The sequence below is a fragment of the Mobilicoccus caccae genome (assembly GCF_030161635.1).
GTDB classification, from domain to species: Bacteria; Actinomycetota; Actinomycetes; order Actinomycetales; family Dermatophilaceae; genus Mobilicoccus; species Mobilicoccus caccae.
Window position 1 is genome coordinate 503164 of sequence record NZ_BSUO01000001.1, and the last position, 24399, is coordinate 527562.

A 24399-nucleotide genomic window follows, 5' to 3' on the forward strand; every position below is an offset into this window, starting at 1 on the left:
GCCCCTACCCCGACCCGCTCCGGTCTCAGGTGCAGGGGCGGAGGGCCGGTAGGCTGGCCCGCGTGAGTGAGATCGAGATCGGCCGAGGCAAACGGGGACGCCGTGCCTACTCCTTCGACGACATCGCGATCGTGCCCAGCAGGCGCACACGCGATCCCGAGGAGGTCTCGATCAGCTGGCAGATCGACGCCTACCAGTTCGAGTTGCCGTTCATGGCGGCCCCCATGGACTCGGTGATGTCTCCCGAGACCGCGATCGCGTTCGGACAGCTCGGCGGCCTCGGCGTCCTCGACCTCGAAGGCCTGTGGACCCGGTATGAGGACCCCTCCCCGATGCTGGCCGAGATCGCCTCCCTCGACGCGGGTTCGGTCACCGGCCGCATGCAGGAGCTGTACGCCGAGCCGATGAAGCCCGAGCTCATCACCGCACGCCTCGGGCAGATGCGCGAGGCCGGGGTCACCGTGGCGGGCGCCCTGTCACCCCAGCGCACGCAGGAGCATTGGAAGACCGTCGTCGACGCCGGTGTCGACCTCTTCGTCATCCGCGGCACCACCGTCTCGGCCGAGCACGTGAGCAGCCACGCCGAGCCCCTCAACCTCAAGCGGTTCATCTACGAACTCGACGTGCCGGTCATCGTCGGTGGCGCCGGCACGTACACCGCCGCGCTGCACCTCATGCGCACCGGTGCGGCGGGCGTGCTCGTCGGCTTCGGCGGGGGAGCGGCGCACACCACCCGCCAGACCCTGGGCATCCAGACCCCGATGGCGACCGCGATCGCCGACGTCGCCGCCGCCCGGCGCGACTACCTCGACGAGTCCGGCGGACGCTACGTCCACGTCATCGCCGACGGCGGCATGGGCCGCTCGGGTGACGTCATCAAGGCCATCGCCTGCGGCTCGGACGCGGTGATGATCGGCGCGGCGCTCGCGCGCGCACTCGAGGCTCCCGGCCGCGGATTCCACTGGGGTTCGGAGGCGCACCACAGCCAGCTCCCTCGCGGCGAGCGGGTCCACGTCGGCGCCCTCGCCCCGCTGCAGGAGATCCTGCTCGGCCCGGGCCGCTCGGCGGACGGCATGACGAACCTCGTCGGCGCCCTGCGTCGGGCCATGGCGACCACCGGGTACTCCGAACTCAAGGAGTTTCAGCGCGTCGAGGTCGTCGTCTCGCCCTACACCCCCGCGGGTCTGCACAGCCAGTACGGCGGCTGACCTCGCTGTCGGCCTGAGGTTCACGCGCCCGACACCCACCGGTCCTACGGTCGGGGGCATGAGGTCCCGTCCCGGCATGCCCCTGTTCGTCGGAGCCGCGGTGGCGGGCCTCCTCCACGCGGCCGCGAGCCTGTACTGGGCGCTCGGTGGCACCTGGCTCCTCGACACGGTGGGGCAGTTCGCCGTGGACATGCAGCGCGAGGGCGGTCCGCTGATCACCCTGATGTTGTGGGTCGTCACCCTCGCCAAGGTGGCCGGTGCCCTCGTGCCGCTGCTCGATCACGCCCGCCCCCGGCCCACCGGTGGGTGCGGGTCGTGTCCTGGCTGGGGGTGCTCATCCTGCTCGCGTGGGGAGGGGCGGGCATGATCGGCGCCTGGATCGCGCTGACCTCAGGGACCTCGACCGGCGACGACACCGCCCTCGTCGGCCACGCGTTCCTGTGGGACCCGCTCTTCGTGATCTGGGCAATCCTGTTGGCCTGGGCCCTGATCGCGTCGCGGTCCTGGTGGCGTCCCGGCCTCGTCGCGCCCGGGAGTCCTCCCCGCTGACGTCTACGATCGGCACATGACGAGCACGGTTGCCGACGCCCCGGTCCTCGATCCGATGCGGGTCGCGCAGTTGGCCGAGTACGCGGTCACCTCGCCCCTGGCCGCGACGATGACGACCTTCTCGCCCATCGACGGCGCCCGCCTCGCCGACCTGCCGTGCTCGACACCGGAGGACGTCGCGGTCGCGGTCACGGGTGCGCGCGCGGGGTTCCGGTCGTGGTCGCGCATGCCCGCCACGTCGCGGGCGGCGGTGCTGCAACGCTTCCACGACCTCGTGCTCGACAATCAGGTGGAACTGCTCGACCTCATCCAGCTCGAGACCGGCAAGACCCGCACCCACGCCTTCGCCGAGATCGTCGACGCCGCGCTGACGGCCCGATACCTGGCACGTCGCGCACCGGGGGTCCTGCGCCCGCGCCGGCGGGCCGGCCTCGTCCCGGTGCTCACCGACGTCATCGAGACGCGCCGCCCGGTCGGGGTCGTCGGGGTCGTGGCGCCGTGGAACTACCCGCTGTCGATGGCCGTCTCCGAGGCCCTTCCGGCGTTGATCGCGGGCAACGCCGTCGTCATCCGGCCCGACCCCTCCACGTCGCTGACGATGCTCATGGTCGCCGAACTGCTCGCGCGCGCAGGTCTGCCGCAACGGGTCCTGCAGGTCGTCCTCGGTGACGGACCGGTGGTCGGGGGCGCCGTGCTCGCGAGCACCGACTACGTGTGCTTCACGGGGTCGAGTGCCACCGGGCGGGAGGTCGCCGTCGGCGCGGCCCGCCGGCTCGTGGGCGCGAGTCTCGAGCTCGGTGGCAAGAACGCGATGTACGTCGCCGCCGACGCGGATCTCGACCGGGCGGTTCCCGGCGCGGTCGAGGCCTGCTTCACGAACGCCGGTCAGGTGTGCATCTCCATGGAGCGGATCTACCTGCACGAGAGCATCGCCACCGAGTTCCTCACCCGGTTCGTGCGGCGGGTCTCGGCGTTGCGCGTCGGGGTCGACCTCGCCTACGGCGCCGATATGGGCACCCTGTCGGGTCCGCGGCAGCTCGAGCGCGTCACGGCGCACGTCGAGGACGCCCGGGCCAAGGGCGCGGCGGTCCTCACGGGCGGACGTCCTCTGCCGAAGGTCGGCCCCTACGCCTATGCCCCGACCGTGTTGGAGGACGTGAGTCCCGACATGCGGTGTGCGGGGGAGGAGACGTTCGGGCCGGTCGTCTCGGTGTGCCGGGTCGGCAGCGACGCCGAGTTCGTCCTCGCCGCCAACGACACCGAGTACGGCCTCACCGCCTCGATCTGGAGTCGTGACGTCGCTCGGGCGCGGGGGATCGCCCACCTCGTCGAGGCCGGGACCGTCAACGTCAACGACGGATTCGCGGTCGGCTACACCGCCAAGGACGCCCCGATGGGCGGCATGAAGTCCTCGGGGATCGGCCGTCGTCACGGCGAGGCGGGCATCCTCCGCTTCACCGAACCGCAGACCATCGCCACAGCGCGGGGAGTGTCCCCGACGATGCCGACGACGGCGGAGGCGGCCCGCTACACCACCGGTGTTCTGCGCCTGTTGTCGGTGTTCGGTCGCCGCTGAGCAGACCCTGTTCCGCGGCCTCGGGGCGCCCGGATTTCTCCCAGCCCCATGGCCTAGCCTGGACGGGTGCTCCAGACGGCCCTGCGACCCAGATGGTTGGCCCTGTTGGGCCTGGTCGCGGCCATCGTGGTGCTGTTCGGCTGGCTGGGTCTGTGGCAGCTCAACGTCTCGCAGCAGAAGGCGCAGACCGAGCTCCTCCAGCAGGTCGAAGCGGCACCCGAGGCCCCGATCGACGACGTCCTGCCCCCGCAGACGTCGATCACCGGCGCCCACGTGGGCCGGTCGGTGATCGCCGCCGGTCGCTACGACGCCGAGAACCAGGTGCTCGTCGCCGGTCGCCGACTCGGGGACCAGGTGGGGACATGGGTGCTCACGCCCCTGGTCGTCGATGCCACCGGCGCCCGTCTGGCGATCATCCGGGGGTTCGTGCCGGAGGGCACCTCGCCGCCCCCGCCGCCGCCCGGACCGGTAACGGTCACCGGCACGCTGCAGCCGCAGGAAGGTCCGCCCGACCAGCGTCAGCCGATGCCGGAGGGGCAGGTGCAGACCGTCGACCTCTCCTCCTTCGTCAACACCTGGCCCAGCGACGTCTACAACGCCTTCGTCTTCGCGGACACCGAGACTCCTCCGGCCACCGGCGCCGCCGCCCAGGTCACCCCCGTGCCGCCGCCCGCGGTCGACCCCGGCGGACTCAACTGGCGCAACTTCGCCTACGCCATCCAGTGGTGGATCTTCGCCGCGTTCGTCGTCTACGTGTGGTGGCGCCTCGTGCGTGACGACTACCGCCTGAGCCTCGAGGGCGAGTCCCACTCCGAGGCAGGCGCCGAGGCCGGCGACACCGACCAGACCACCCGCACCGGTGAGGACCCGCCGGTGCGCGACGCAGGCGAGGGCACCACCGACCCGACGGACCACCCGCTCCCCTCAGGAGGCAACACACGATGACGACCGCCGCGAGCACCCGGGTCCCGCGAGGATTCGACGCCGAGAAGACGCGAAAGGCGTTGCCCTTCTTCAAGATCATGGCGTTCATCGTCGGCGTCGGTCTGCTCGTCCTCGTCGTCGAGATGTGGTTCGCCTACGGCATGAAGATGACCAAGGAGGAGAACCCGCTGTCCTGGTGGCCGGGCCCGCACGGGTTCATCTACATGGTGTACCTGGCGGCGGTGGCCAACCTCGGGTTCCCCGCACGGTGGTCCCTGCTCAAGATGATCGGCGTCATGCTCGCCGGCTGCGTGCCGTTCCTGTCGTTCTACGTCGAGCGCAAGGTGGCCCGCGGCGTCGAGAGCCAGCTGGCCGCCGCCGAAGCCTGACCGTTCACCGCCGACCGCCCCCACGTGGAGACGGTCGGTGGTGAATAGGGCGGAGTCCTGCGTCAGGAGATCAGACGGGTACGGCGTCGCTCCAGTTCGAGGATCGCCGCACTCACCTTCTCGATCGCGTCGTCGAGCTGGGCCGCGGCCTCCTTGATCCGGCCGCGCACCGACAGGTCGGTGAAGATGTTGTCGAAGAAGATGTCGATGCCGCGGGAGAGGCCGTCGACGACGGGCGCGTCGACGCCCGGCAGGTCGACGTCGGCCAATTCCCGTGAGAACCGGTCGAGGACGGCCGATGCGCTCTGCAACTGGTCGGTCACCTCGTCGAGGCGCTGGTGCTTCATGTACGAGCTGAACACGTCGCCGCCGCCCCAGGTGTCCCACGCCGACCAGTCGTCGGCCCTGCCGAGGGTCTCGCGGGCCTCCAGCAGGCTCGTCCGGGCCTCGTGGCCGGCGGCCAGGGCCTCCTCGACCTCCCGACGCTCGAGGATGTGACCGAGCTGCCGTTCGGCGTCGCCGGCGACCCCCGCAGGGAGGGATCGGCCTCCGCCGCGCGCACGGTGGCGGCCAGGGCACGTTCGTGGGCCGCCTCGACGTCGCCGAGCGCGTCGCGCTGAGCGCGAAGCCCCTCGGCCTCACGCCGGAGTCGATCGAGGTCGGCCTGCGCGCGCTGGGCCTCGTACCGGGCCCGGTCGGCCTCGGCGCGCTCGCGGTCGAGGTCGCCCTCGCGGCTGCCCTTGAACGTCGCCCACAGGCGCGTGGGGGAGATCTTCTCCAGCCGCGCGACATCGGACTCCTCCTCCGCCAGGCGCGAGCGGGTCTGTGCCGCACGCTCCTCCGCCTCCGCCAGCCGGGAGTCGAGCCGGCCGAGCTGATCACCCAGCCGGCGGTGCTCGGCCCGCGCCCGGATCGCTGCTTCGAGGTCCTCGACGGCGTTCGCGCTCATGCCGCCGACGATACGACGGCCGCGCTCGGAGCGGTGGACGACGGCGTGGACCGGGCTGTCGGTGCACGCCGGTAGCCTGAGTCACGTTCCCGCCGCCCTGGCTGAAAGGCCCCTGCCGATGGCTGCCTCGCCCACGCTCGCCCTGACCACCGTCGTGGGCGGCTCCGCCCTCTCCGCCTTCCGCGCCCGTGCGCTGCTGGAGCGTCTGCGGGAGGTGGCTCCCGGCGTCACCGGCGTCTCCGCGCGCCACGTGCACCTGGTGGCGAGCGAGGCGCCGCTGCAGAGCCGGGTCGCCGAGATCGTCACCGCGATCCTGTCCTACGGCGAGCCCTACGAAGGTCCGGAGCCGAGCGCGAACACCGAGCTGGTCGTCGTCGCCCCGCGCCTCGGCACGATCTCGCCGTGGGCCAGCAAGGCCACCGACATCGTCCACAACTGCGGCATCGACATCCGCCGGGTCGAACGGGTGACGGAGTATGTCATCACGACCACCCCCGAGGCCGAGCCGCTCGACGACCAGCAGTGGCGGGCCGTCGTCGCCGTGCTGCACGACCGGATGACCGAGGTGGCGCTGAAGACGCTGGAGGCGTCCGGGCAACTCTTCGACGAACGTCACCCGGAGCCGATGGCCCACGTCGACGTCCTCGGCCGCGGGCGCGAGGCGCTGGTGGAGGCCGACCGCGAGTTCGGACTCGCTCTCTCACCCGACGAGATCGATTACCTCGTCGACGCGTTCACGGGCCTGCGGCGCAACCCCACCGACGTCGAGCTCATGATGTTCGCGCAGGCCAACTCCGAGCACTGCCGGCACAAGATCTTCAACGCCGACTTCGTGGTCGACGGCGAGGCGCAGACGCGCTCCCTGTTCGGCATGATCCGGCACACCGAGGAGGTCGCCGGCGGCCCCGACAACGGCACCGTCGTCGCCTACCGCGACAACGCCTCGATCATGGCCGGAGGCCCCGTCACGCACTTCCGGCCCGAGGGCGCGGGTGACGGCCCGAGCCGCTACGTCGCCCGCGAGCGCGACTCGCACGTGCTGATGAAGGTGGAGACGCACAACCACCCCACGGCGATCTCCCCGTTCCCCGGTGCCGCGACCGGCGCCGGTGGCGAGATCCGCGACGAGGGCGCCACAGGCCGTGGCTCGGCACCCAAGGCGGGCCTGACGGGTTTCATCGTCTCCAACCTCGAACTGCCGGGGACGAACGAGCCGTGGGAGACCGCCGCCCGCCACACCGGCACCGAGGCGTCCGACGACACCGACGAGTCGACGGCCGGCGACCCCCAGCGCACCAGGCCCGGCCGGCTCCCGGCGCACATCGCCTCTCCGCTGGACATCATGATCGAGGGCCCCATCGGCGCCGCGGCCTTCAACAACGAGTTCGGGCGCCCGGGCCTGGGCGGGTTCTTCCGCGTCTTCGAGCAGCGCGTCGACGGGGTGCACCGCGGGTACCACAAGCCGATCATGAGCGCGGGCGGACTCGGCTCCATCGACGCCGATCAGACCGAGAAGGTCGTCTTCGGCGAGGGCAGTCTGCTCATCCAGCTCGGCGGGCCCGGCATGCGCATCGGCATGGGTGGCGGCGCCGCCTCCTCGATGGCGGCGGGTGTCAACGCCGCCGACCTCGACTTCGACTCGGTGCAGCGCGGCAACCCCGAGATCGAGCGCCGGGCGCAGGAGGTCATCAACCACTGCCGTCAGCTCGGCAGCGACAACCCGATCCTCGCGATCCACGACGTCGGCGCCGGCGGGCTGTCGAACGCCTTCCCCGAGCTGGTCGACGACGCGGGCATGGGTGCGCGGTTCGACCTGTCGGCCGTGCCCCTGGAGGAGTCCGGCCTCGCGCCCAAGGAGATCTGGTGCAACGAGAGCCAGGAACGCTACGTCCTGGCCATCGCCCCCGACTCGCTCCCGCGGTTCGCGGCGCTGGCACGGCGTGAGCGGTGCCCCTACGCCGTCGTGGGCGTCGCCCGCGCCGACGGGCAGCTCGTCCTGGCTCCCGGTCCCGAGGAGGACACGCCGGCGGAGGCCGACCGGCCCGTCGACATGCCGCTGGAGGTGCTGCTGGGCAAGCCGCCGCGCATGACCCGCGACGTCGCCCGGGTGGAGTGCTCCACGCCCGAGCTGCATCTCGACCTCCCGGCCGACCAGGTCCGCGAGGCCGCCTACGCCGTGCTGCGGCACCCCAGCGTGGCGAGTAAGCGGTTCCTCATCACGATCGGCGACCGCACCGTCGGTGGACTGACCCACCGCGACCAGATGGTCGGCCCCTACCAGGTGCCGGTCGCCGACGTCGCGGTCACCCTGTCCGACCACGTCGGTTTCGCCGGCCAGGCGATGAGCAGCGGTGAACGCACCCCGCTGGCCTCGGTCGACGGGCCGGCCTCCGGGCGCATGGCCGTGGGTGAAGCCCTGACCAACCTCCTCGCCGCGCCCGTGACGCTGGGCGAGGTCAAGCTCTCGTGCAACTGGATGGCCGCCTGCGGTGAACCGGGCGAGGACGCCGCGCTGTACGACACGGTGCAGGCCGTGGCGATGGAGCTGTGCCCGGCGCTCGGCATCTCGGTGCCGGTCGGCAAGGACTCCCTGTCGATGCGCACGCGCTGGGTCGACGAGACGGGCCAGGCCCGGCAGGTCATCTCGCCGGTCTCGCTGGTCGTGTCGGCGTTCGCGTCGCTGCCCGACGTGCGCGGCACGCTGACCCCGGTCGTCGGATTCGGCGACGAGTTGCTGCTCGTCGACCTCGGCGCCGGGCGCGACCGCCTCGGCGGCTCGATGCTGGCCCAGGTCAGGGGCGAGTTCGGTGGTACGGTGCCCGATCTGGACGACCCGCAGCGCCTCGTCGCGCTCGCCTCGGCCCTCACCGCGCTGCGCGCCGACGGGCTCCTCACCGCCTACCACGACCGCTCCGACGGTGGACTGTGGGCGACGCTCGCCGAGATGGCGTTCGCGGGCGGCGTCGGCATCCAGGCCGAGGTCGACTCGCTCGCGGCGCTGTTCACCGAGGAACTCGGTGTCGTGCTCGGAGTGCCGGCGGGCGACGTCGACGCGGCCGAGGCGGTGCTGGCCGCCCACGGGCTCGGTGAACTCACCCGGCGCGTGGGGCGCACGCGGCCCGAGCGGGAGGTCACGGTGCGCATCGGCGACCGTGTGGTGCTCGCCGAGCAGACCCGCGACCTGGCCCAGGCGTGGGACGAGGTGTCCTGGCGCATCAGCGCCCTGCGCGACAACCCCGTCTGCGCCGACGAGGAGCACGCGGCCGCCGGTGGCGACGACCCGGGTCTGGTCCTCGAGACCACCTTCGATCCGGCCGACGACGTGGCCGCGCCGTACCTCTCGCGGGGCGTGCGTCCGAAGGTCGCGATCCTGCGTGAGCAGGGCGTCAACTCGCACGTCGAGACCGCGTTCGCCTTCGACCGTGCGGGGTTCGACACCTACGACGTGCACATGACCGATCTGCAGTCGGGGCGGTTCGACCTCGCCGACGCGACCGGCCTCGTCGCCTGCGGCGGGTTCTCCTACGGCGACACCCTCGGCGCGGGCGAGGGCTGGGCGCGGTCGGTGCTGTTCAACGACCGGCTCAAGGAGACGTTCTCCACGTTCTTCGACCGCACCGACACCTTCGGCCTGGGCATCTGCAACGGAGCTCAGATGTTCGCCGCGCTCGCCGACCTCATCCCGGGCGCGCAGGCGTGGCCGCGGTTCACCCGCAACCTCTCAGAGCAGTACGAGGCGCGGCTGTCGACCGTCGAGGTGCTCGACTCCCCGTCGATCTTCTTCGCCGGCATGGCCGGGTCGCGCATCCCGATCGCCGTCGCCCACGGCGAGGGGTTCGCCGACTTCTCCACTCGCGGTGATGAATCCGCGGTGCTCTCGGCGGTACGGTTCGTCGACGGCCACGGCGCTCCCGCGACGACGTACCCGCTCAACCCCAACGGGTCACCCGGCGGGATCACGGCCGTGACCACGCCCGACGGGCGGTTCACGGCGATGATGCCGCACCCCGAGCGGGTGCAGCGCAACGTCCAGATGTCGTGGACGCCCGGGCCGATCGAGCAGGAGAGCCCGTGGTTGCGCATGTTCCGCAACGCGCGGGTGTACGTGGGCTGAGAAAGGACGAGCGGGTGAAGCAACTGCCGGTCCCATCGTTGGAGCAGACGATGGCGGGATTCTGCGAGGCCGTGGAGCCCCTGGTCGCTCCCGAGGTGCTCGAGGCCTCGCGCCGTGCGGCGCAGGCGTTCGCCGACGGCGACGGGCCGGCGGCCCAGGAGGCGCTGCGACGCTTCGCCGACGCCGAGCACGGCGAGGGGCGCAGTTGGCTCTCCACGGCGTGGTTCGACGGGTACTTCGGGGTGCGCACCCCGCTGCCGCTGACGAGCAACACGTACTTCGAGCTGGCCTGGGAGCAGACGCGATCGGGCGTCGACCTCGCGGCCGACGTGGTCGCGGGCTTCGCCGCGGTCCACCTGGCCCACCTGCGTGGGGAGTTCGAGATCCCGACGTCCGCGCGCGGTGAGCAGGTCGACCCCGGCCAGTTCGGGTTTCTCTCGGGCGGCATCAGGATCCCGCGGGAGAGGCTCGACGTCTCCGAGCCCGGCGACGCCGGCGCCGGTGGGCGCGAGGTGGTCGTGCTCCACCGCGGGCACGCCGCGGCGCTGACGGTGAGCGACGCCGACGGCCACCCGCTGCCGGCATCGGCGATCGGGGCCGCGCTGGCCGAGATCGCCGCGTCGACGCCGACCGAACCGGGGCTGTTCGCCCGTCCCGCCTACCTCGCCGGCGACGACGCGGCCGCGATGCTGACGACGCTCGTGGCGGACCACGGCAACGGGGACACCTACGAACGGCTCCGCAACGCGCTGTTCGTCCTCACGCTGGTCGACGACACCACCCCGGACTCAGACGGCGATGGCGATGGCGAGGACCTCGAGGAGTTCATGCGTCGCGGCGCGTTCGGGCTGGACGAGGCGTGGCCGTACAAGGCCGTGAGTCTGCGGGTGCCGTTGGGATCGACTCCCAGGGTCGGTCTGCACATGGAGCACGCGATGATCGACGGCGGCACGATCGTCGCCGTCATCGCGGCGGCTCAGCAGGCGGCGGCCGATCTCGACCCTGGCGCCGACGGCGCTCCCGTCGCGTGGGAGCCGGTGTCGTGGACGCTCACCGAGGATCAGCGCGCACGGCTCGTCGCCGCCGGTGAGGACTACGAGCAGCAGGCCGCCGGTCTGCGGTTCCGGATCGTCACCGAGCCGATCGAGCCGTTCCCGACCCTGCCGTTCAAGGCAGGCCTCGACGGGGTGCTGCAGCTCGTCATGCTCTACGCGCAGCTCGCCACCTACGGGCGGGTCCGCAGCACGTACGAGTCGGTCGACATGCGGGAGTACCGGGCCGGTCGCACCGAATGCCTGCGCCCCAACACCCCGGAGGCCGTCGCCTGCGCCACCGCGATGGTCGCGGGGGAGGCGGGGCCGGTCCATCTGGAGGCGGCGATGGCAGCCCACCGGGCGCGGATCAAGAGCGCCAAGGCGGGTCAGGCCATCGACCGTCACCTCTTCGGCCTGCATCTCATGGCCGAGCGCGACGGCCTGCGCGCGCCACTGATCGACGACGAGGGGTACCGGGCCCTCACCACCGACTTCCTGTCGACGACCTCCCTGGGCTCCCGCGCGCAGATCGTGCGCACGGCGTTCGCCCCGACGAGCGCGGGAGGTCTGGGGCTGTACTACTCGGCCTCCGACCGTGACGTCGACGTCTGCATCAGCTACGACGAGCGTGAGGCCTCGCGCGTCACGGAGTTCGAGGAGAACCTGCGGGCCGGCGTCCGGGCCGTGCGTGACCTCATGGTCGCCGCGGCCTCGGACGCCGCTGCCGTCAGTCGCGCAGGGTCTTGATGGCCCCGGCCAGGGGCACGAGCTCGTCGAGCAGGTTGCCCACTGACTTCGCCTTGCGCTCGTCGGGGGCGAAACCCTGCTCGCCGAAGTCGGTGAACAGGTTGAGCACGACCTGACCGCGCGTCGAGTGCAGGTAGTTGTTGATGACGACGCCGCGCCAGTGCTCCACGGCGCGGGTGCCGCTGTCGGCGCCGTAGCTGACGAACCCGACGGCCTTGTTGCCCCACTCGGGAGCGAGGAGGTCGAAGGCGTTCTTGAAGGCACCCGGGATGCCGTGGTTGTACTCGCCGGTGACGAAGACGAAGCCGTCGCAGGCGTCGATGGCCTGGCTCCAGCGGCGGGTGGCCTCGTTCTCGTACTGGGGGTTCGCGGCGCTGGGGGGTGTGGGCTCGGCGAGCAGGGGGAGGTCGAACTCGGCGATGTCGAGCAACTCGTACTCCGCGTCGTCGCGTCCCGACGCGATCTCGTGGACCCACGTGCCCACCACTTCGCCGTTGCGACCCTCGCGGATGCTGCCCATGATGATGCCGATCTTCATACAGTCTCCTTTGTATGACGAGTCACGCAGTTCCGGCTCCACCCTATGAGGTCTCGCAGCCGGGCGCGACCGGGGGCGTGGTCCCGGCGGCGCCCGACGCGGTGACCGGCCCGAGGCACACCCGGAGGCCCGCAGGTCGCGAACGGCCAGGGATTAGAGTGGGTCGACCCGTCTCACCGCCGCCGGGCGCCCGACCGAGGAGATCCCCGCGTGACCACAACCCGGCCCGAGGGCCTGCACGAGAACCCCGTTCTCGTCGTCGATTTCGGAGCCCAGTACGCGCAGCTCATCGCTCGCCGCGTGCGGGAGGCCGACGTGTACAGCGAGGTCGTGCCGCACACGATGAGCGCCGAGGAGATGCTGGCCAGGAGGCCGGGCGCGATCATCCTCTCCGGCGGTCCGTCCTCGGTGTACGCCGAGGACGCCCCCGGGCTCGATCCGGCGCTGCTCGACGCCGGGGTGCCGGTGTTCGGCATGTGTTACGGCTTCCAGGCGATGGTGCAGGCCCTGGGCGGCACGGTCGCGCGCACCGGACTCGGGGAGTACGGCTCGACGCAGGCCGACATCCACGACACCGACTCGACCCTCTTCAAGGGGCAGCCGTCGACCCAGTCGGTCTGGATGAGCCACGGCGATTCGGTGACCGAGGCCCCCGCCGGGATGCGCGTCACCGCCGCGACCTCGGGGGCGCCGGTCGCGGCGTTCGAGGACGACGAGCGCAAGATGTTCGGGGTCCAGTGGCACCCCGAGGTCATGCACTCGACCTTCGGGCAGCGGGTGCTCGTCAACTTCCTGCGCCAGGGGGCCGGGCTCGAGGGTGACTGGACGGCCTCCAGCATCGTCGAGGACCAGGTGGCGCGGATCCGCGAGGAGGTCGGCGACGCGCGCATCATCTGCGGGCTGTCCGGAGGCGTGGATTCCTCGGTGGCCGCGGCGCTGGTGCAGCGCGCGGTCGGAGACCAGTTGACCTGCGTCTTCGTCGATCACGGCCTGCTGCGCGCGGGCGAGGCAGAGCAGGTGGAGAAGGACTTCGTCGAGGCCACGGGCGTCGACCTGGTGGTCGTCGATGCGAGCAAGCAGTTCCTCGACGCGCTCGCCGGCGTCAGCGACCCGGAGACCAAGCGCAAGATCATCGGCCGCGAGTTCATCCGCAGCTTCGAGCAGGCGGCGCGCGACGTCGTCGCGGGGACCGCGGGGCAGAACTCCCCGCAGGACGCCGAACAGCACCCGGTCCGGTTCCTCGTGCAGGGAACGCTGTACCCCGACGTGGTGGAGTCCGGCGGAGGCAGCGGCGCGGCCAACATCAAGAGCCACCACAACGTCGGCGGCCTGCCCGAGGACCTGCAGTTCACGCTGGTCGAGCCCCTGCGGGACCTGTTCAAGGACGAGGTGCGTCAGGTCGGCCTCGAGCTGGGCGTGCCGGAGTCGATCGTGTGGCGGCAGCCGTTCCCCGGCCCGGGTCTGGGCATCCGCATCATCGGCGAGGTGACCGGCGAGCGCCTGGAGACGTTGCGCGCCGCCGACGCGATCGCCCGTGACGAACTCACCGAGGCCGGCCTCGACCGCGACATCTGGCAGTGCCCGGTGGTGCTGCTGGCCGACGTCCGCTCGGTGGGCGTGCAGGGCGATGGGCGCACCTACGGGCATCCGATCGTCCTGCGCCCGGTGAGCAGCGAGGACGCGATGACGGCCGACTGGTCGCGCGTGCCCTACGACGTGCTCTCGAGGATCAGCACCCGCATCACGAACGAGGTGAGCGAGGTCAATCGGGTGGTTCTCGACGTGACCTCCAAGCCCCCGGGCACCATCGAGTGGGAGTGAGCCGGTGCTGACTGACGGACGCGTCGACGTCGGTAGGGGTGCTGCCGGGACGTTCGTTCGGGCAGGATGAGCGGCAGGGATCCGGTGATCCGGTGATCGTCAGCGACGCAGGGGATCACCGGAGACGGTGATCGGGCAGTGATCGGTACGACGACGGGAGATCGACATGAGCAACACTCCGCTCCAGACGCGCCTGCGCCAGGCGGTGCAGGGGTATTACGACGCGCTCGACCGGAACGACGTCGATGAGGTGCTGTCGGACTTCAGCGGCGACGTGCTCTACCGGCGTCCGGGGTACGACCCGATCGTCGGTCTCAAAGGGCTGCGCGAGTACTACACGGGCAGCCGCAAACTCGCGGCCGGGCGGCACGTCCTGCGGGCCATGGTCGTCGAGGACAACAACGTGGCCGCGCACGGCATGTGGGAGGGCGACCTCAAGGACGGTGGCCGCACCAGCATGGGCTTCGCGGCCTTCTTCAGCTTCGATTCCGCGGGTCGCATCACCGAGCACACGACGTACTTCTTCACCCCCGCCGTCTGACGCCTACCCGCCCCACCTCGCCGAGACCGCCGCCTATAACCGGCGGTCTCGGCGAGGTGGGGTGTTACGCCGGTGCGTTGATCGCGTGGCCGGGGCGGTCGTGCGGCGCGCGCATCGCCTCGGGGATGTAGGTGCAGGTGGGGTCGCTGCCGAGGATGTCGCCGGTGACCGCGTAGGCGTGGCTGCGCGATCCGCCGCAGATCTGGTTGAACTCGCACACCCCGCACTTGCCGTGGAAGGTCTCCGGACGCCGCAGCGAGCGCAGCAGGTCGCTCTCGCGGTAGACCCGCGTGAACCCCAACTCCTTGACGTTGCCGCAGTGCTCGGGGAAGAAGCCCGAGGGGTAGACGTTGCCGCGGTGGTCGACGAACGCGAATCCGCGGCCGGAGTTGATGTCGATCGGCGGACGCGGGGGCGGTGGGGGATCTCGTGGCCGTCGGCGACCCACTCGGCCAGCATCCGCTCGGTCTCGCGGGTGAGGTAGGCGTACGTCTCGCCGCGCTCCTCGAGCTCGCGGGGGTCGCGCCCCTCGGCCTTGGCGCGGGCGCGCTGGGTGAGCACGCGCCGGAAGTGCGGCGCCTCGGTGGTCTTGACCGCCAGCATGTCGGAGATGTCGGCCATCCAGTGCAGGACGTCCTCGATCTGCGGCGCGTCGAGGGTCTTGAGCTGCTGACCGCGGCCGGTGGGCACGAGGAAGAACAGGCTCCACAGCGAGACCTCGAGCTCGAACATGATGCGCAGGAGGTCGGGCAGCTCGGGCATGGTGTCGCGGGTGACGGTGCTGTTGACCTGCAACCGGATCCGGTCCTCCCGCATCGCCCGACCCGCGGCGAGGGTCGAGTCGAACACCCCGGAGAACCCGCGGAACGCGTCGTGCGTCTCGGGCTTGGCGCCGTCGAGGGACAACGACATCGAGTTGGCGCCGGCGGCGTGCATGGCGCGCACCGACTCACCCGTGAGGCGCGGGGTCACCGAGGGCGACAGCGCCATGTGCAGGCCCAACTCCGAGCCGCGGGTGAGGAGTTCGTGCAGGTCGGGCCGTTCGAAGGGGTCGCCGCCGGTGAGGATGACGATGGGCAGCGGCTTGCCGAACGAGGCGATGTCCTCCAGCAGTCGCAGGCCCTGCTCTGGGGTGAGCTGCTCGGGGTGGGCCTGGGGCTGGGAGTCGGCGCGGCAGTGCCTGCACACGAGCTGGCAGGCGCGCGTCACCTCCCAGATGACGATCATCGGCCGGTCGTCGATGTCGTGCTTGAGCCGGCGGACGGCCTTGTCTGGCGCCATGGTCATGCTCGGGTGCCTCCTTGGGCATGGGTGGGTCCGAGGTGGGTGAGGACGTCGGTCGCGGCCCGGCGGGCCGAGCCCAGGCAGGCCGCGATGCCGACACCGTCGTAGGACGATCCGGCGAGGGTGAGGCCGGCGGGCAGGTCGTCGCGGGCCGCGCTGAGCCGGTCGAGGTGTCCGACGGTGAGCTGTGGCAATGCCGCCGGCCACCGCTGGACGTGGACGTGGCGCGGGGCGGCCTGCAGCCCGATGAACCGCGCGAGGTCGGCGCGGACCCGGGCCACCAGGGCGTCGTCGTCGAGCCCGGCGAGGCGTTCGTCGCCGGCGCGGCCGGCCGAGGCGCGGCAGAAGTACAGGTCGGGGTGGTCCAGGTGGGGCCACTTGGTCGACAGGAACGTCGCGGCCTTGAGCAGCGAGTCGACCGAGGAGGGGACGAGGATGCCGGTCCCGGCGAACGCCGGGAGGGCCTCGACGACGTGCCGCGGGTAGGCGAGCACGAGGGTGGCGACGTTCGCCCGCGGGGTCTGGCCGAGGAGTCCCGGTGCGCGCGGGGCGAGTCCGTCCAGCAGCGCGGCGGCCCGGTCGCCGGGGAGGGCGACGACCACGGCGTCGAACGTGCGCTCGTCGGCGTCACCGGCAGCGGCGGACGCGCCGACACGCAAGCGGTAGCGGCCGTCGTCGGTCCGTTCGATTCGTTCGACCGGGGAGTCCGTGTGGATGTCGAGCCCCGCGGCGAGCGCCTGCACGACCCGCGTGAGCCCCTCGCGCCACGTGACGAACGACATCGCCGGCGGTTTCGCCCCTTTCGGGCCGGCCCGCGCGCCTTCTTGCGGCCGGTGACCAGCGATCGTCCCTGTTCGGCGGCGGTCACCAGCGACGGCGTGCACGCGCGCAGGCTGAGGGTGCGCACGTCGCCGCCGTGGAGGCTGCCGAGCAGCGGGTCGACGAACCGCTCGACGACCTGGTCGCCGAACCGGCCACCGACGAAGTCGCCGACCGAGCGGTCACGGCCGGCCGAGAGGTCGGTGCGCCCGCGTGTGCGGGCCAGCAGCGGCTCGAGTCCGGCGCGCGCGAGGCCGGGGACGGTCATCACGCCGCTGGCCAGCACCGGCCGCAGCCGCGTCGGGCCTGCCGGGCCGACTCCGGCCGGCAGACGCCGCAGGCCCTTCGGAGTGACGATCCAGCTCGCGCCCGGCCGCGCGGTCACCATGTCCGGCGCGAGACCGAGTGACTCGATGAGCTCCGCGGCCCCCGGCGCGCCCAGGTGCATCGCCTCGGCGCCGACGTCGACGGGGACACCCCCGACGTCGACGGTGCGGATCTGTCCGCCGACGCGCGAGGACGCCTCGTGGACGACGACCCGTACTCCCGCGTCCTGGAGGAGACGCGCGGCCCGGAGGCCGGCGATTCCCGCGCCGATCACGGCCACGCCGGCCTGCTGCATGGTCACGTGGTGACCTCTCTTTCTCCGGGGGATCCCAGGTTAACCCGCGCCGACACACCCGTCCCAGGGGCCGGAAGTCACGTTCAGGGCGGGTCCGGGGTCGACGTCTACCCTGAACGTGCAGGGGGAAGAACCGTCGGGGTGGGAGGGGAGTCGGAACGTGCAGATGTGGCGTGCCCGGACGATCGGGTGGGTCATGGTCGCCCTGGGCGGCCTGTCCGTCGTCGCCTGCGTCGTCCTCGTCGTCTGGACCCACCTCGGGCAGCGCGCCGACGAGCGCAGCCTGTGGTCGGTCGCGGTGCCGTCGGCCACGTCGCGGATGCTGCGTGCCTGGCTGGGCCTGGTCAGCGTGGAGTTCATCGTGATCGTGCTGGTCGTGGCGGTGCTCCTGGCGTTCGTGCGCCGACGGGTGTCGAGGGCGCTCGCGGCGCTTGCGCTCGTCGCCGGCGCGAACGTGACCACCCAGATCCTCAAGGCGGGCCTGCCGCGCCCCGACATGGGCGTGGGGGCAGGGCTCGGCAACACCCTGCCCAGCGGGCACGTGACCGTGGTGACGTCGCTGGTCCTCGCCGCGCTGTTCGTCGTGCCGGCGTCGTGGCGGTCGGTGGTCGCGTTCCTCGCGGCCGGCGCCGGGACGCTGACCGGCGCGGCGGCGCTGATCCTGCGCTGGCACCGGCCGAGCGACGTCATCGCCGCCTACGGGGTGTGCGCGATCTTCGCGGGACTCGCGTTGCTGCTCGCCGAACGCTCCTCGCGGGGCGACGGCGCCCACACCGGGCCGCTGCGGCTCGGCCGCCCCCGCCTGGTCGGCCACGCGCTCGCGGCCCTGACCGGCGCCGCGCTGACGGGCGTCGTCCTCATCGCCTTGGGTCTCGTGCCGCACGCCGACGAACCGAGCGCCCTCCTCGGCGGGATCGTGCTCTCGGCGATGGGCGTGACCTGCGCCGGGGTCGTCGCGTTCAGCGCCTGGGGGCTCGACGCCCTGACCGGCCGGGCCTCGCGCCGGAGTCTGGTGGCATCCACACGCCCCCGGGGGTGAGGACGACCCCGGGTCGGAGGGGCGGCCGAAGCGCACCGCGTTGCGCAATCGTTCACCCCATCAACGAAATTCGGCAGCACGCTCAGGCTCCCGACGTGCTCGGGGCGCTCTAGCGTGAGCGCACCCCGCCGCCTCGTTGCCCAGGAGAGTTCCGATGAAGGTGCGACTGTTCGTCTCTGCCGTGGTGTCCGGTCTGGTCGTGACGGGGGGTGTGGTGCCCGCCTCGGCGTCCGGTGGAGCGCAGGCCCCGCCCGCGGAGCGGCCGACGACGTTCCTGCTCGACGCGCGCGTGCTCGACGGCGGGCAACAGGTGGTGTCGGTGACCCTCGATCTGCCCGAGCAGATGAAGGTCGACCCCCGCAGCCTCACGCCGTCGACGTTCACGGTGCGCGCCAAGGGCGCCAACCCCGCGCGGGGTGCCGACACGGCCCGGTTCGCGGGCGAGTACGACCTCCAGCGTCAGGTGACCGGCGTGCGGGTGAACCGCGCCGGGGACGTCGTCGTCGACCTCGCGCACGGTCCGAAGGCGCAGGGAGCCTCGACGTTCGGGTGGGCGCCGGATGCCGGCCGCAACGTCGTGCTCGACCTGACCTACACGATCACGCAGGCCAAACCCCTGAAGCTGCGCAACGGCTCGTCCGTGACGCTGAAGCGGTTCGCGCAGGGCTCGGTGGTCGATCGCGAGGTCGACGCCTTCGGCGCCGGGATGTCGTCGTCCGGACTGAAGTACCGGGTCTACACGCCGGCCCGCAAGAGCGGTGAGGGCTCCAAGCGTCCGCTCGTCGTGTGGTTGCACGGCGGCGGGGAGGGCGGCTGGTCGCAGTCCTACCACAACGACCTGCCGCTCATCGCCAACCGCGGCGCGCTCGGATTCGCGACCCGCGAGGCCCAGCGCACCTTCGGCGGCGCCTACGTCGTGGCGCCGCAGGCCTGGACCCGGTGGCTCGACGACGACACCTACGACTACACCGCCAGGCTCAAGAGCCTCATCGACGAGTTCGCACGCAAGCACGACGTCGACACCTCCCGCATCTACGTCGCGGGTGCCTCCAACGGCGGCTACATGGCGAGCAAGCTGGCCTCGGCCTACCCGAAGGCGTTCGCGGCGAACGTCTCGATCTGCCCCGTCGCCGTCTTCACCGATCAGGCCGCGGGCACGACGCGCACCGTGCTCACCGACGCCCAGCTCCGACGCGTCCGTTCGACCCCGACGTGGATCATCTACGCGAAGAACGACCCGGTCGTCGACCCGGTGCGCAACGGCCGCCACATGGCCGAGGTGATCGGCAACGCGGTGGAGACGGTCTACCCCGCCGTCGTCCGCAACGGCCACGAGTACGACGGGCACTGGACGTGGATCTACGCCGCCCGCAACGACCCGAAGACGCCGCAGGGGACGAGCCTGTGGACGTGGATGGCCCAGCAGCAGCGGTGAGGAGCATCGCGATGCCAGGACCGGAGTCGCGGGCTCCGGCAGGGTGCGTGGTGGGTCGGGGTCCTGACAGATGGCTTGCGCAAGGTGGGCGCAACAGCACCTTGTCCGCTCGACGAGCCGATGGATATGGTGTCCGAATTCCACTCGGATAACGGGCCTGTCATTCCGTCCCTCGCGGACCGGAAGCAATAACCCGAGGTCAGGTGATGTCTGCCCTGCCTTGGTGTTCGACGCCCGTCACGTCACCGCACCTCCTCGGCAGCTTCTCCGACACCGGGTCGAGTGCCGCTCCGCCGAGACCCCCTCCCGGAGCGTTGCCACTGTGACATGGGCGACGATGCCCGAGAGAGGAGCTGACGGTGAGCGCGCAGATACGTGACTACCCGAAGCTGGCCCGCGACATCCTCGATGTCGTCGGAGGTCCGGAGAACGTCAGCAATGCAGCCCGTTGCGCCACGCGCCTGCGGCTGGTGCTCAAGGAGACCCCGCCGGATGCGAAAGCTCGTGTGTCCGAACTGCCGGGCGTCATCACGGTCGTGGAGAACAACGGTCAGTTCCAGGTCGTCATCGGCAACCACATCAGCGATGTCTACGACGAGTTCATCACGCACGTCGCGGCGGATTCGGCATCGAGCGACGCGCCCCACGGGTCGATCGTCAATCGGATCATCGCGACGATGTCGGCCGTGTTCGCGCCGTTCATCTATGTGCTGGCGGCGGCCGGCATTCTGCAAGGTGGGCTGATCATCGCCCGCATGATCCAGCCTGCGTTCGAGACAACCGGTACCCACGAGGTGCTGGCCATGATGTCGTGGGCTCCCTTCACCTTCCTGCCCATCTTCATCGCGATCACGGCCGCCCAACACTTCAAGGTCAACATCTTCAACGCAGTGCTGTGCACTGCGGCGCTCGTGACCCCGACCTGGGCCGAGATCGCAGGTCGGATCGCCGAGGGAGAGCAGGTGACCTTCTTCGGGATCGCACTCTCGCAGACGACGTACACCAGCTCGGTGCTGCCGCCGCTCTTCCTCGTGTGGATCCTCTCCTACCTCGAGCGCTTCCTGAACAGGCGGATCCCGGCCGTCGCCCGTCAACTCCTCGTCCCGCTCATCTCGATCCTGGTCATGGTTCCCCTGACCCTGCTCGTCATCGGCCCGATCACGGCTGCGGGAGCCACGCTCATCGCCACCGCCTACAACGCCGGCGTCGAGGTGGCGCCGTGGCTGGCTGCGGCCTTCATCGGCGGGTTCTGGCAGGTTGCCGTGATCTTCGGATTCCACTGGGGCATCACGCCGGTCGTGCTCGACAACTTCGCCAAGTACGGACAGGACTCTTTCCAGGCCTTCCAGACTGCAGCCGTCATCGGCCAGGTCGGCGCTGCGGCCGGTGTCTTCCTCAAGAGCCGCAACCGCAAGATCAAGGGAGTCGCCGCGCCCGCGACCGTCACCGGGGTCTTCGGCATCACCGAGCCCGCCATCTACGGCGTGACCCTGCGGTTCAAGACCCCGTTCATCTTCGGCTGCATCGCGGGTGCCGTCGGCGCCGTCGTCATCAGCCTGTTCGGCGCCCGCTACTACGCCTACGCCGGCCTGCCCGGACCGCTGACGATCGTCAACGCCTACTCGCCCGACAACCCGATGTCGTTGTGGGGCGAGCTCATCGGGTGCGCCATCGCCTTCTTCGGGGCCGCGGCCCTGGTGTACTTCGCCGGTTACAAGGACGTCCTCGCCGAGACCGGCACCGGGCCGGCCGACCCGCAGGCCACGTCCACCGCGGGTGACCTCGCCCAGGACCTGCAGATCGCGAGCCCCCTGGAGGGGTCGGTCGTTCCTCTCTCGGAGGTCCCGGATCCGGTCTTCAGCGGCGGAGTGCTCGGTCAGGGCGTGGCCATCCGTCCCACGGGAAGCAGGATCGTCGCCCCGTTCGACGGCTCCGTGGTGTCGGTACTCGACTCCCAGCACGCCGTGGGCCTGCGCTCCGATGAGGGTGTCGAACTACTGATCCACGTGGGACTCGACACCGTCGCGCTCGAGGGCGAAGGCTTCACCGGTCACGTCAGCGCCGGACAGCAGGTCCGGGCGGGCGATCTCCTCATCGAGTTCGACCCGCACCTCATCGGGGAGCGCGGGTACGACCTCATCACCCCCGTCGTCGTCACCAACGCGGCCGCATTCGCCGGTGTTCGTCCCGTCGCCACGGACAGCGCCGTCATCGGTGAGCCCGTCCTGGCCCTGGACCGCCTGCCCGCCGCGAACTCGGCATCCACCGACGCCTGAGAGGACCGACCATGTCACGCTTTTCCGACGATTTCCTCTGGGGTGGCGCCGTCGCCGCTCATCAGTTCGAGGGTGGCTACGACCAGGGCGGCAAGGGCCTGTCCGTGGTCGACGTCCTCACCGCCGGTGCACACGGCACACCGAGGCGCATCACCGAGACGGTGGAGGAAGGGGAGTACTACCCCAACCACGAGGCCATCGACTTCTACCACCGCTACGAGGAAGACATCTCGCTCTTCGCCGAGATGGGGCTGAAGTGCTTTCGCACGTCCATCGCCTGGTCGCGGATCTTCCCCCTGGGTGACGAACACGAGCCCAACGAGGAGGGCCTGCGCTTCTACGACGACCTCTTCGACGAACTGCTCGCGAACGGCATCCAACCGGTCATCACGTTGTCCCACTTCGAGCTGCCGCTGCATCTCGCCCGCGAGTACGGCGGTTTCCGCAACCGGAAGTTGGTCGACTTCTTCGCACGTTTCGCGCGCGTGTGCTTCGAGCGATACCACTCCAAGGTCCGCTACTGGATGACCTTCAACGAGATCAACAACCAGATGGACACTCGCAACCACCTGTTCCTCTGGACCAACTCCGGGGTCGTGCTCACCGAGGAGGACGATCCGCGTGAGGTGCTCTTCCAGGTGGCCCACCACGAGTTGCTCGCGAGTGCCCAGGCCGTGGCGATCGGCAAGGAGATCGACCCCGACCTGCAGATCGGGGCGATGGTCTCGCACGTCCCGGTCTACCCGTACTCGTGCGACCCGGCGGACGTCATGGCTGCGCAGATCGCCTCCAGGGAGCGGTTCTTCTTCGCCGACGTGCAGGTGCGTGGGCACTACCCGCCGTATGCCGTCAAGGAATGGGAACGTGAGGGCTACCGGGTCGGGATCGAGGAGGGCGACGAGGAGATCCTCGCCGCGGGCACCGTCGACTATCTGGGGTTCAGCTACTACATGTCGACCGTCGTCAAGGCCGACGCCTCCAACGACGCGACGGACTCGGTCGACGGCGGTTTCGCCAACAGCGTGCCCAACCCGTATGTGAAGGCGAGCGACTGGGGTTGGCAGATCGACCCGACCGGTCTGCGGTTCACCCTGGCCACGTTGGCGGAGCGCTATGAGCTGCCGCTGTTCATCGTGGAGAACGGGTTCGGCATGGTCGACGAGATCGCGGAGGACGGCACGATCTCGGACGCGCCCCGGATCGACTATCTGCGCGCGCACATCGAGGCGATGAGGGATGCCGTCGAGTACGACGGGGTCGATCTTATCGGGTACACCCCGTGGGGCATCATCGACCTCGTCTCCTTCACGACGGGTGAGATGAAGAAGCGCTACGGATTCATCCACGTCGACCGCGACAACGCGGGCGAGGGCACCCTCGAGCGTCGCCGCAAGGAATCCTTCGAGTGGTATCGCACGGTCATCGCCTCCAACGGCGAGAACCTGTAGGTCGTGACCGTCGTCGGTGGGGTGGCGCAGGCCGGCAGCGCTGCCCCACCGACGCCACAGGAGGTGAGCATGGAGGTCGTGCGTGCGCTCAACAACAGCGCAGTCCTGGCGACCAGTGGGTCGGGTGAGCGATGTGTCCTGATGGGCAAGGGCATCGGCTGGAACAAGGGCCTGGGGGACGCGGTCGACATGGCGGCAGTCACCCAGCGATTCGTTCCGGACGGTTCGCACTCCCTGCCCCAACTGGCGGCCTTTCTCGCCGACATCGACCTCGACATCGTCCTCGTCGCCCAGTCCATCGTGGAGCTGGCCGCACGACGCCTCGGTGTGGCAGGCGAGCAACCGCTGCTCTTGACGATCGCCGACCACATCCACCACGCTCAGCTGCGGCTGGGAGCCGAGGAGGGCCCGCATCCGCTGTCCTGGGAGATCGACCAGCTCTACCCCGAAGAAGCAGTGATCGGTCGCGAGGCTGCGGAGTTGGTGGAACAGGAACTGGGGTGGGCCCTTCCGCAGGGAGAGCCCACCGCGTTCGCCCTGCACCTCGTCAACGCCCGCTTCGCGACCGGAGACCTCGCCAAGTCCGCACAGATGACGCGACGGATTTCCGAGATCCTCGACGTCGTGGCTGCTCGCACGGGCGCCGACATCCACGCCGACCCGATGAATGTCGCCCGGTTCGTCGCTCACCTGCGCTATCTCCTGGCGAGAATGGATGAAGACCGTCTGATCGAGGACGGCTCCTCTCGTGGATTGGTCGATCTGCGCGAGTCCCACCCGGAAGCTCATGCAGCGGCCGAGGATCTCCGATCGGTGTTCTCGGCGCACGGAAGGGCGATCACCGCCGACGAGGTCGGATATCCGTCGCTCCACATCGCCCGGCTCACCTCGGCTCAGCGCAGGAGCTGAGGCCGTCCGTCCACCGGGTGTCGATGCCGAATCCGCCGAACGGTCCCGCAGCCCTGTCTGGCTCCTCACGGGTGGTCTCGCCGGCGCCGACGCGCGGGCTGCTATGTGTACCGCCGAGGTACGACGTCTAGGCTGACCGACGTGCTCAGGACCTCTCTCGCCGTCGCTGCAGGAAAG

General features: G+C 70.7%; 20 protein-coding genes and 1 pseudogene. 15 read left to right on the forward strand and 6 right to left on the reverse strand.

The annotated features are described in order from the left end of the window. Positions 1 to 62 precede the first annotated feature (62 nt). The 6 genes from QQK49_RS02650 to QQK49_RS02675 all read left to right on the forward strand — a co-directional run bounded on the left by QQK49_RS02650 (position 63) and on the right by QQK49_RS02675 (position 4646). Positions 63 to 1208: a GuaB3 family IMP dehydrogenase-related protein gene (locus tag QQK49_RS02650; RefSeq protein WP_284302561.1), complete on the forward strand. Its 1146-nt coding sequence runs from the start codon at positions 63 to 65 to the stop codon at positions 1206 to 1208. Between the two features lie 58 nt (positions 1209 to 1266). Then, on the forward strand, positions 1267 to 1575 hold the full coding sequence (locus QQK49_RS02655; protein ID WP_284302562.1) for a DUF3995 domain-containing protein: 309 nt from the start codon (positions 1267 to 1269) through the stop codon (positions 1573 to 1575). Then, on the forward strand, positions 1572 to 1757 hold the full coding sequence (locus QQK49_RS02660; protein WP_284302563.1) for a hypothetical protein: 186 nt from the start codon (positions 1572 to 1574) through the stop codon (positions 1755 to 1757). The genes QQK49_RS02655 and QQK49_RS02660 overlap by 4 nt, the downstream gene beginning before the upstream one ends. A gap of 16 nt (positions 1758 to 1773) precedes the next feature. Further along, positions 1774 to 3333, forward strand: coding sequence for a succinic semialdehyde dehydrogenase (locus QQK49_RS02665; RefSeq protein WP_284302564.1), 1560 nt, complete (start codon positions 1774 to 1776; stop codon positions 3331 to 3333). 66 nt (positions 3334 to 3399) lie between these two features. Beyond that, on the forward strand, positions 3400 to 4278 hold the full coding sequence (locus tag QQK49_RS02670) for an SURF1 family protein (protein WP_284302565.1): 879 nt from the start codon (positions 3400 to 3402) through the stop codon (positions 4276 to 4278). After that, entirely contained in the window at positions 4275 to 4646 is a 372-nt protein-coding gene (locus QQK49_RS02675) for a DUF3817 domain-containing protein (RefSeq protein WP_284302566.1), read from the forward strand. Before QQK49_RS02670 ends, QQK49_RS02675 begins: the two co-directional genes overlap by 4 nt. Before the next feature lie 62 nt (positions 4647 to 4708). Here the strand turns inward: QQK49_RS02675 and QQK49_RS02680 are convergent, their stop codons facing one another. Together QQK49_RS02680 and QQK49_RS02685 are read right to left on the reverse strand one after the other, a co-directional pair. Continuing rightward, the gene (locus tag QQK49_RS02680; RefSeq protein ID WP_284302568.1) at positions 4709 to 4993 is read right to left on the reverse strand and encodes a hypothetical protein; all 285 of its coding nucleotides are present in this window, start codon (positions 4991 to 4993) and stop codon (positions 4709 to 4711) included. Beyond that, positions 4990 to 5595 carry an HlyD family secretion protein gene (locus QQK49_RS02685; RefSeq protein ID WP_284302569.1) on the reverse strand — a complete coding sequence of 202 codons (606 nt, stop codon included), beginning with the start codon at positions 5593 to 5595 and terminating at the stop codon, positions 4990 to 4992. Before QQK49_RS02685 ends, QQK49_RS02680 begins: the two co-directional genes overlap by 4 nt. Before the next feature lie 118 nt (positions 5596 to 5713). Here QQK49_RS02685 and purL point away from each other — a divergent pair, with 118 nt between their 5' ends. Beyond that, positions 5714 to 9709 carry a phosphoribosylformylglycinamidine synthase gene (gene purL, locus QQK49_RS02690; RefSeq protein WP_284302570.1) on the forward strand — a complete coding sequence of 1332 codons (3996 nt, stop codon included), beginning with the start codon at positions 5714 to 5716 and terminating at the stop codon, positions 9707 to 9709. A gap of 14 nt (positions 9710 to 9723) precedes the next feature. After that, complete coding sequence (locus tag QQK49_RS02695) at positions 9724 to 11490, forward strand: choline/carnitine O-acyltransferase (RefSeq protein ID WP_284302571.1); 1767 nt, start codon at positions 9724 to 9726, stop codon at positions 11488 to 11490. Here QQK49_RS02695 and QQK49_RS02700 read toward each other — a convergent pair. After that, on the reverse strand, positions 11471 to 12028 hold the full coding sequence (locus tag QQK49_RS02700) for an NADPH-dependent FMN reductase (protein ID WP_284302572.1): 558 nt from the start codon (positions 12026 to 12028) through the stop codon (positions 11471 to 11473). The genes QQK49_RS02695 and QQK49_RS02700 overlap by 20 nt on opposite strands. Before the next feature lie 210 nt (positions 12029 to 12238). Between QQK49_RS02700 and guaA the strand changes: the two genes are divergently transcribed. Both guaA and QQK49_RS02710 read left to right on the forward strand, forming a co-directional pair. After that, on the forward strand, positions 12239 to 13849 hold the full coding sequence (gene guaA, locus QQK49_RS02705; protein ID WP_284302573.1) for a glutamine-hydrolyzing GMP synthase: 1611 nt from the start codon (positions 12239 to 12241) through the stop codon (positions 13847 to 13849). A gap of 166 nt (positions 13850 to 14015) precedes the next feature. Continuing rightward, positions 14016 to 14390 (forward strand): nuclear transport factor 2 family protein, encoded by a 375-nt coding sequence (locus QQK49_RS02710; RefSeq protein WP_284302574.1) that lies wholly within the window; start codon positions 14016 to 14018, stop codon positions 14388 to 14390. A gap of 33 nt (positions 14391 to 14423) precedes the next feature. Here QQK49_RS02710 and QQK49_RS02715 read toward each other — a convergent pair whose 3' ends face one another. From QQK49_RS02715 to hemG, 3 genes and pseudogenes are all read right to left on the reverse strand, one after another. After that, positions 14424 to 15677, reverse strand: a complete 1254-nt coding sequence (locus QQK49_RS02715) for a radical SAM protein (RefSeq protein ID WP_284302575.1) — start codon at positions 15675 to 15677, stop codon at positions 14424 to 14426. Further along, positions 15674 to 16456: a protoporphyrinogen/coproporphyrinogen oxidase gene (locus QQK49_RS02720; RefSeq protein WP_284302576.1), complete on the reverse strand. Its 783-nt coding sequence runs from the start codon at positions 16454 to 16456 to the stop codon at positions 15674 to 15676. The genes QQK49_RS02715 and QQK49_RS02720 overlap by 4 nt, the downstream gene beginning before the upstream one ends. Before the next feature lie 23 nt (positions 16457 to 16479). Continuing rightward, positions 16480 to 17115: pseudogene (hemG, locus tag QQK49_RS23120) on the reverse strand (protoporphyrinogen oxidase); the annotation flags it as partial. A 166-nt stretch (positions 17116 to 17281) separates the two neighbouring features. On the opposite strand from hemG, the gene QQK49_RS02725 reads away from it, so the two are divergent. The 5 genes from QQK49_RS02725 (at position 17282) to QQK49_RS02745 (ending at position 24222) form a co-directional block, all read left to right on the forward strand. Further along, positions 17282 to 18154 (forward strand): phosphatase PAP2 family protein, encoded by an 873-nt coding sequence (locus tag QQK49_RS02725; protein WP_284305808.1) that lies wholly within the window; start codon positions 17282 to 17284, stop codon positions 18152 to 18154. A gap of 154 nt (positions 18155 to 18308) precedes the next feature. Next, the gene (locus tag QQK49_RS02730; protein WP_284302577.1) at positions 18309 to 19589 is read left to right on the forward strand and encodes a PHB depolymerase family esterase; all 1281 of its coding nucleotides are present in this window, start codon (positions 18309 to 18311) and stop codon (positions 19587 to 19589) included. A gap of 359 nt (positions 19590 to 19948) precedes the next feature. Continuing rightward, positions 19949 to 21865, forward strand: a complete 1917-nt coding sequence (locus QQK49_RS02735) for a beta-glucoside-specific PTS transporter subunit IIABC (protein WP_284302578.1) — start codon at positions 19949 to 19951, stop codon at positions 21863 to 21865. 11 nt (positions 21866 to 21876) lie between these two features. Next, complete coding sequence (locus tag QQK49_RS02740) at positions 21877 to 23313, forward strand: 6-phospho-beta-glucosidase (protein WP_284302579.1); 1437 nt, start codon at positions 21877 to 21879, stop codon at positions 23311 to 23313. Positions 23314 to 23316: 3 nt separating this feature from the next. Then, complete coding sequence (locus QQK49_RS02745; RefSeq protein WP_284302580.1) at positions 23317 to 24222, forward strand: PRD domain-containing protein; 906 nt, start codon at positions 23317 to 23319, stop codon at positions 24220 to 24222. Positions 24223 to 24399 lie beyond the last annotated feature (177 nt).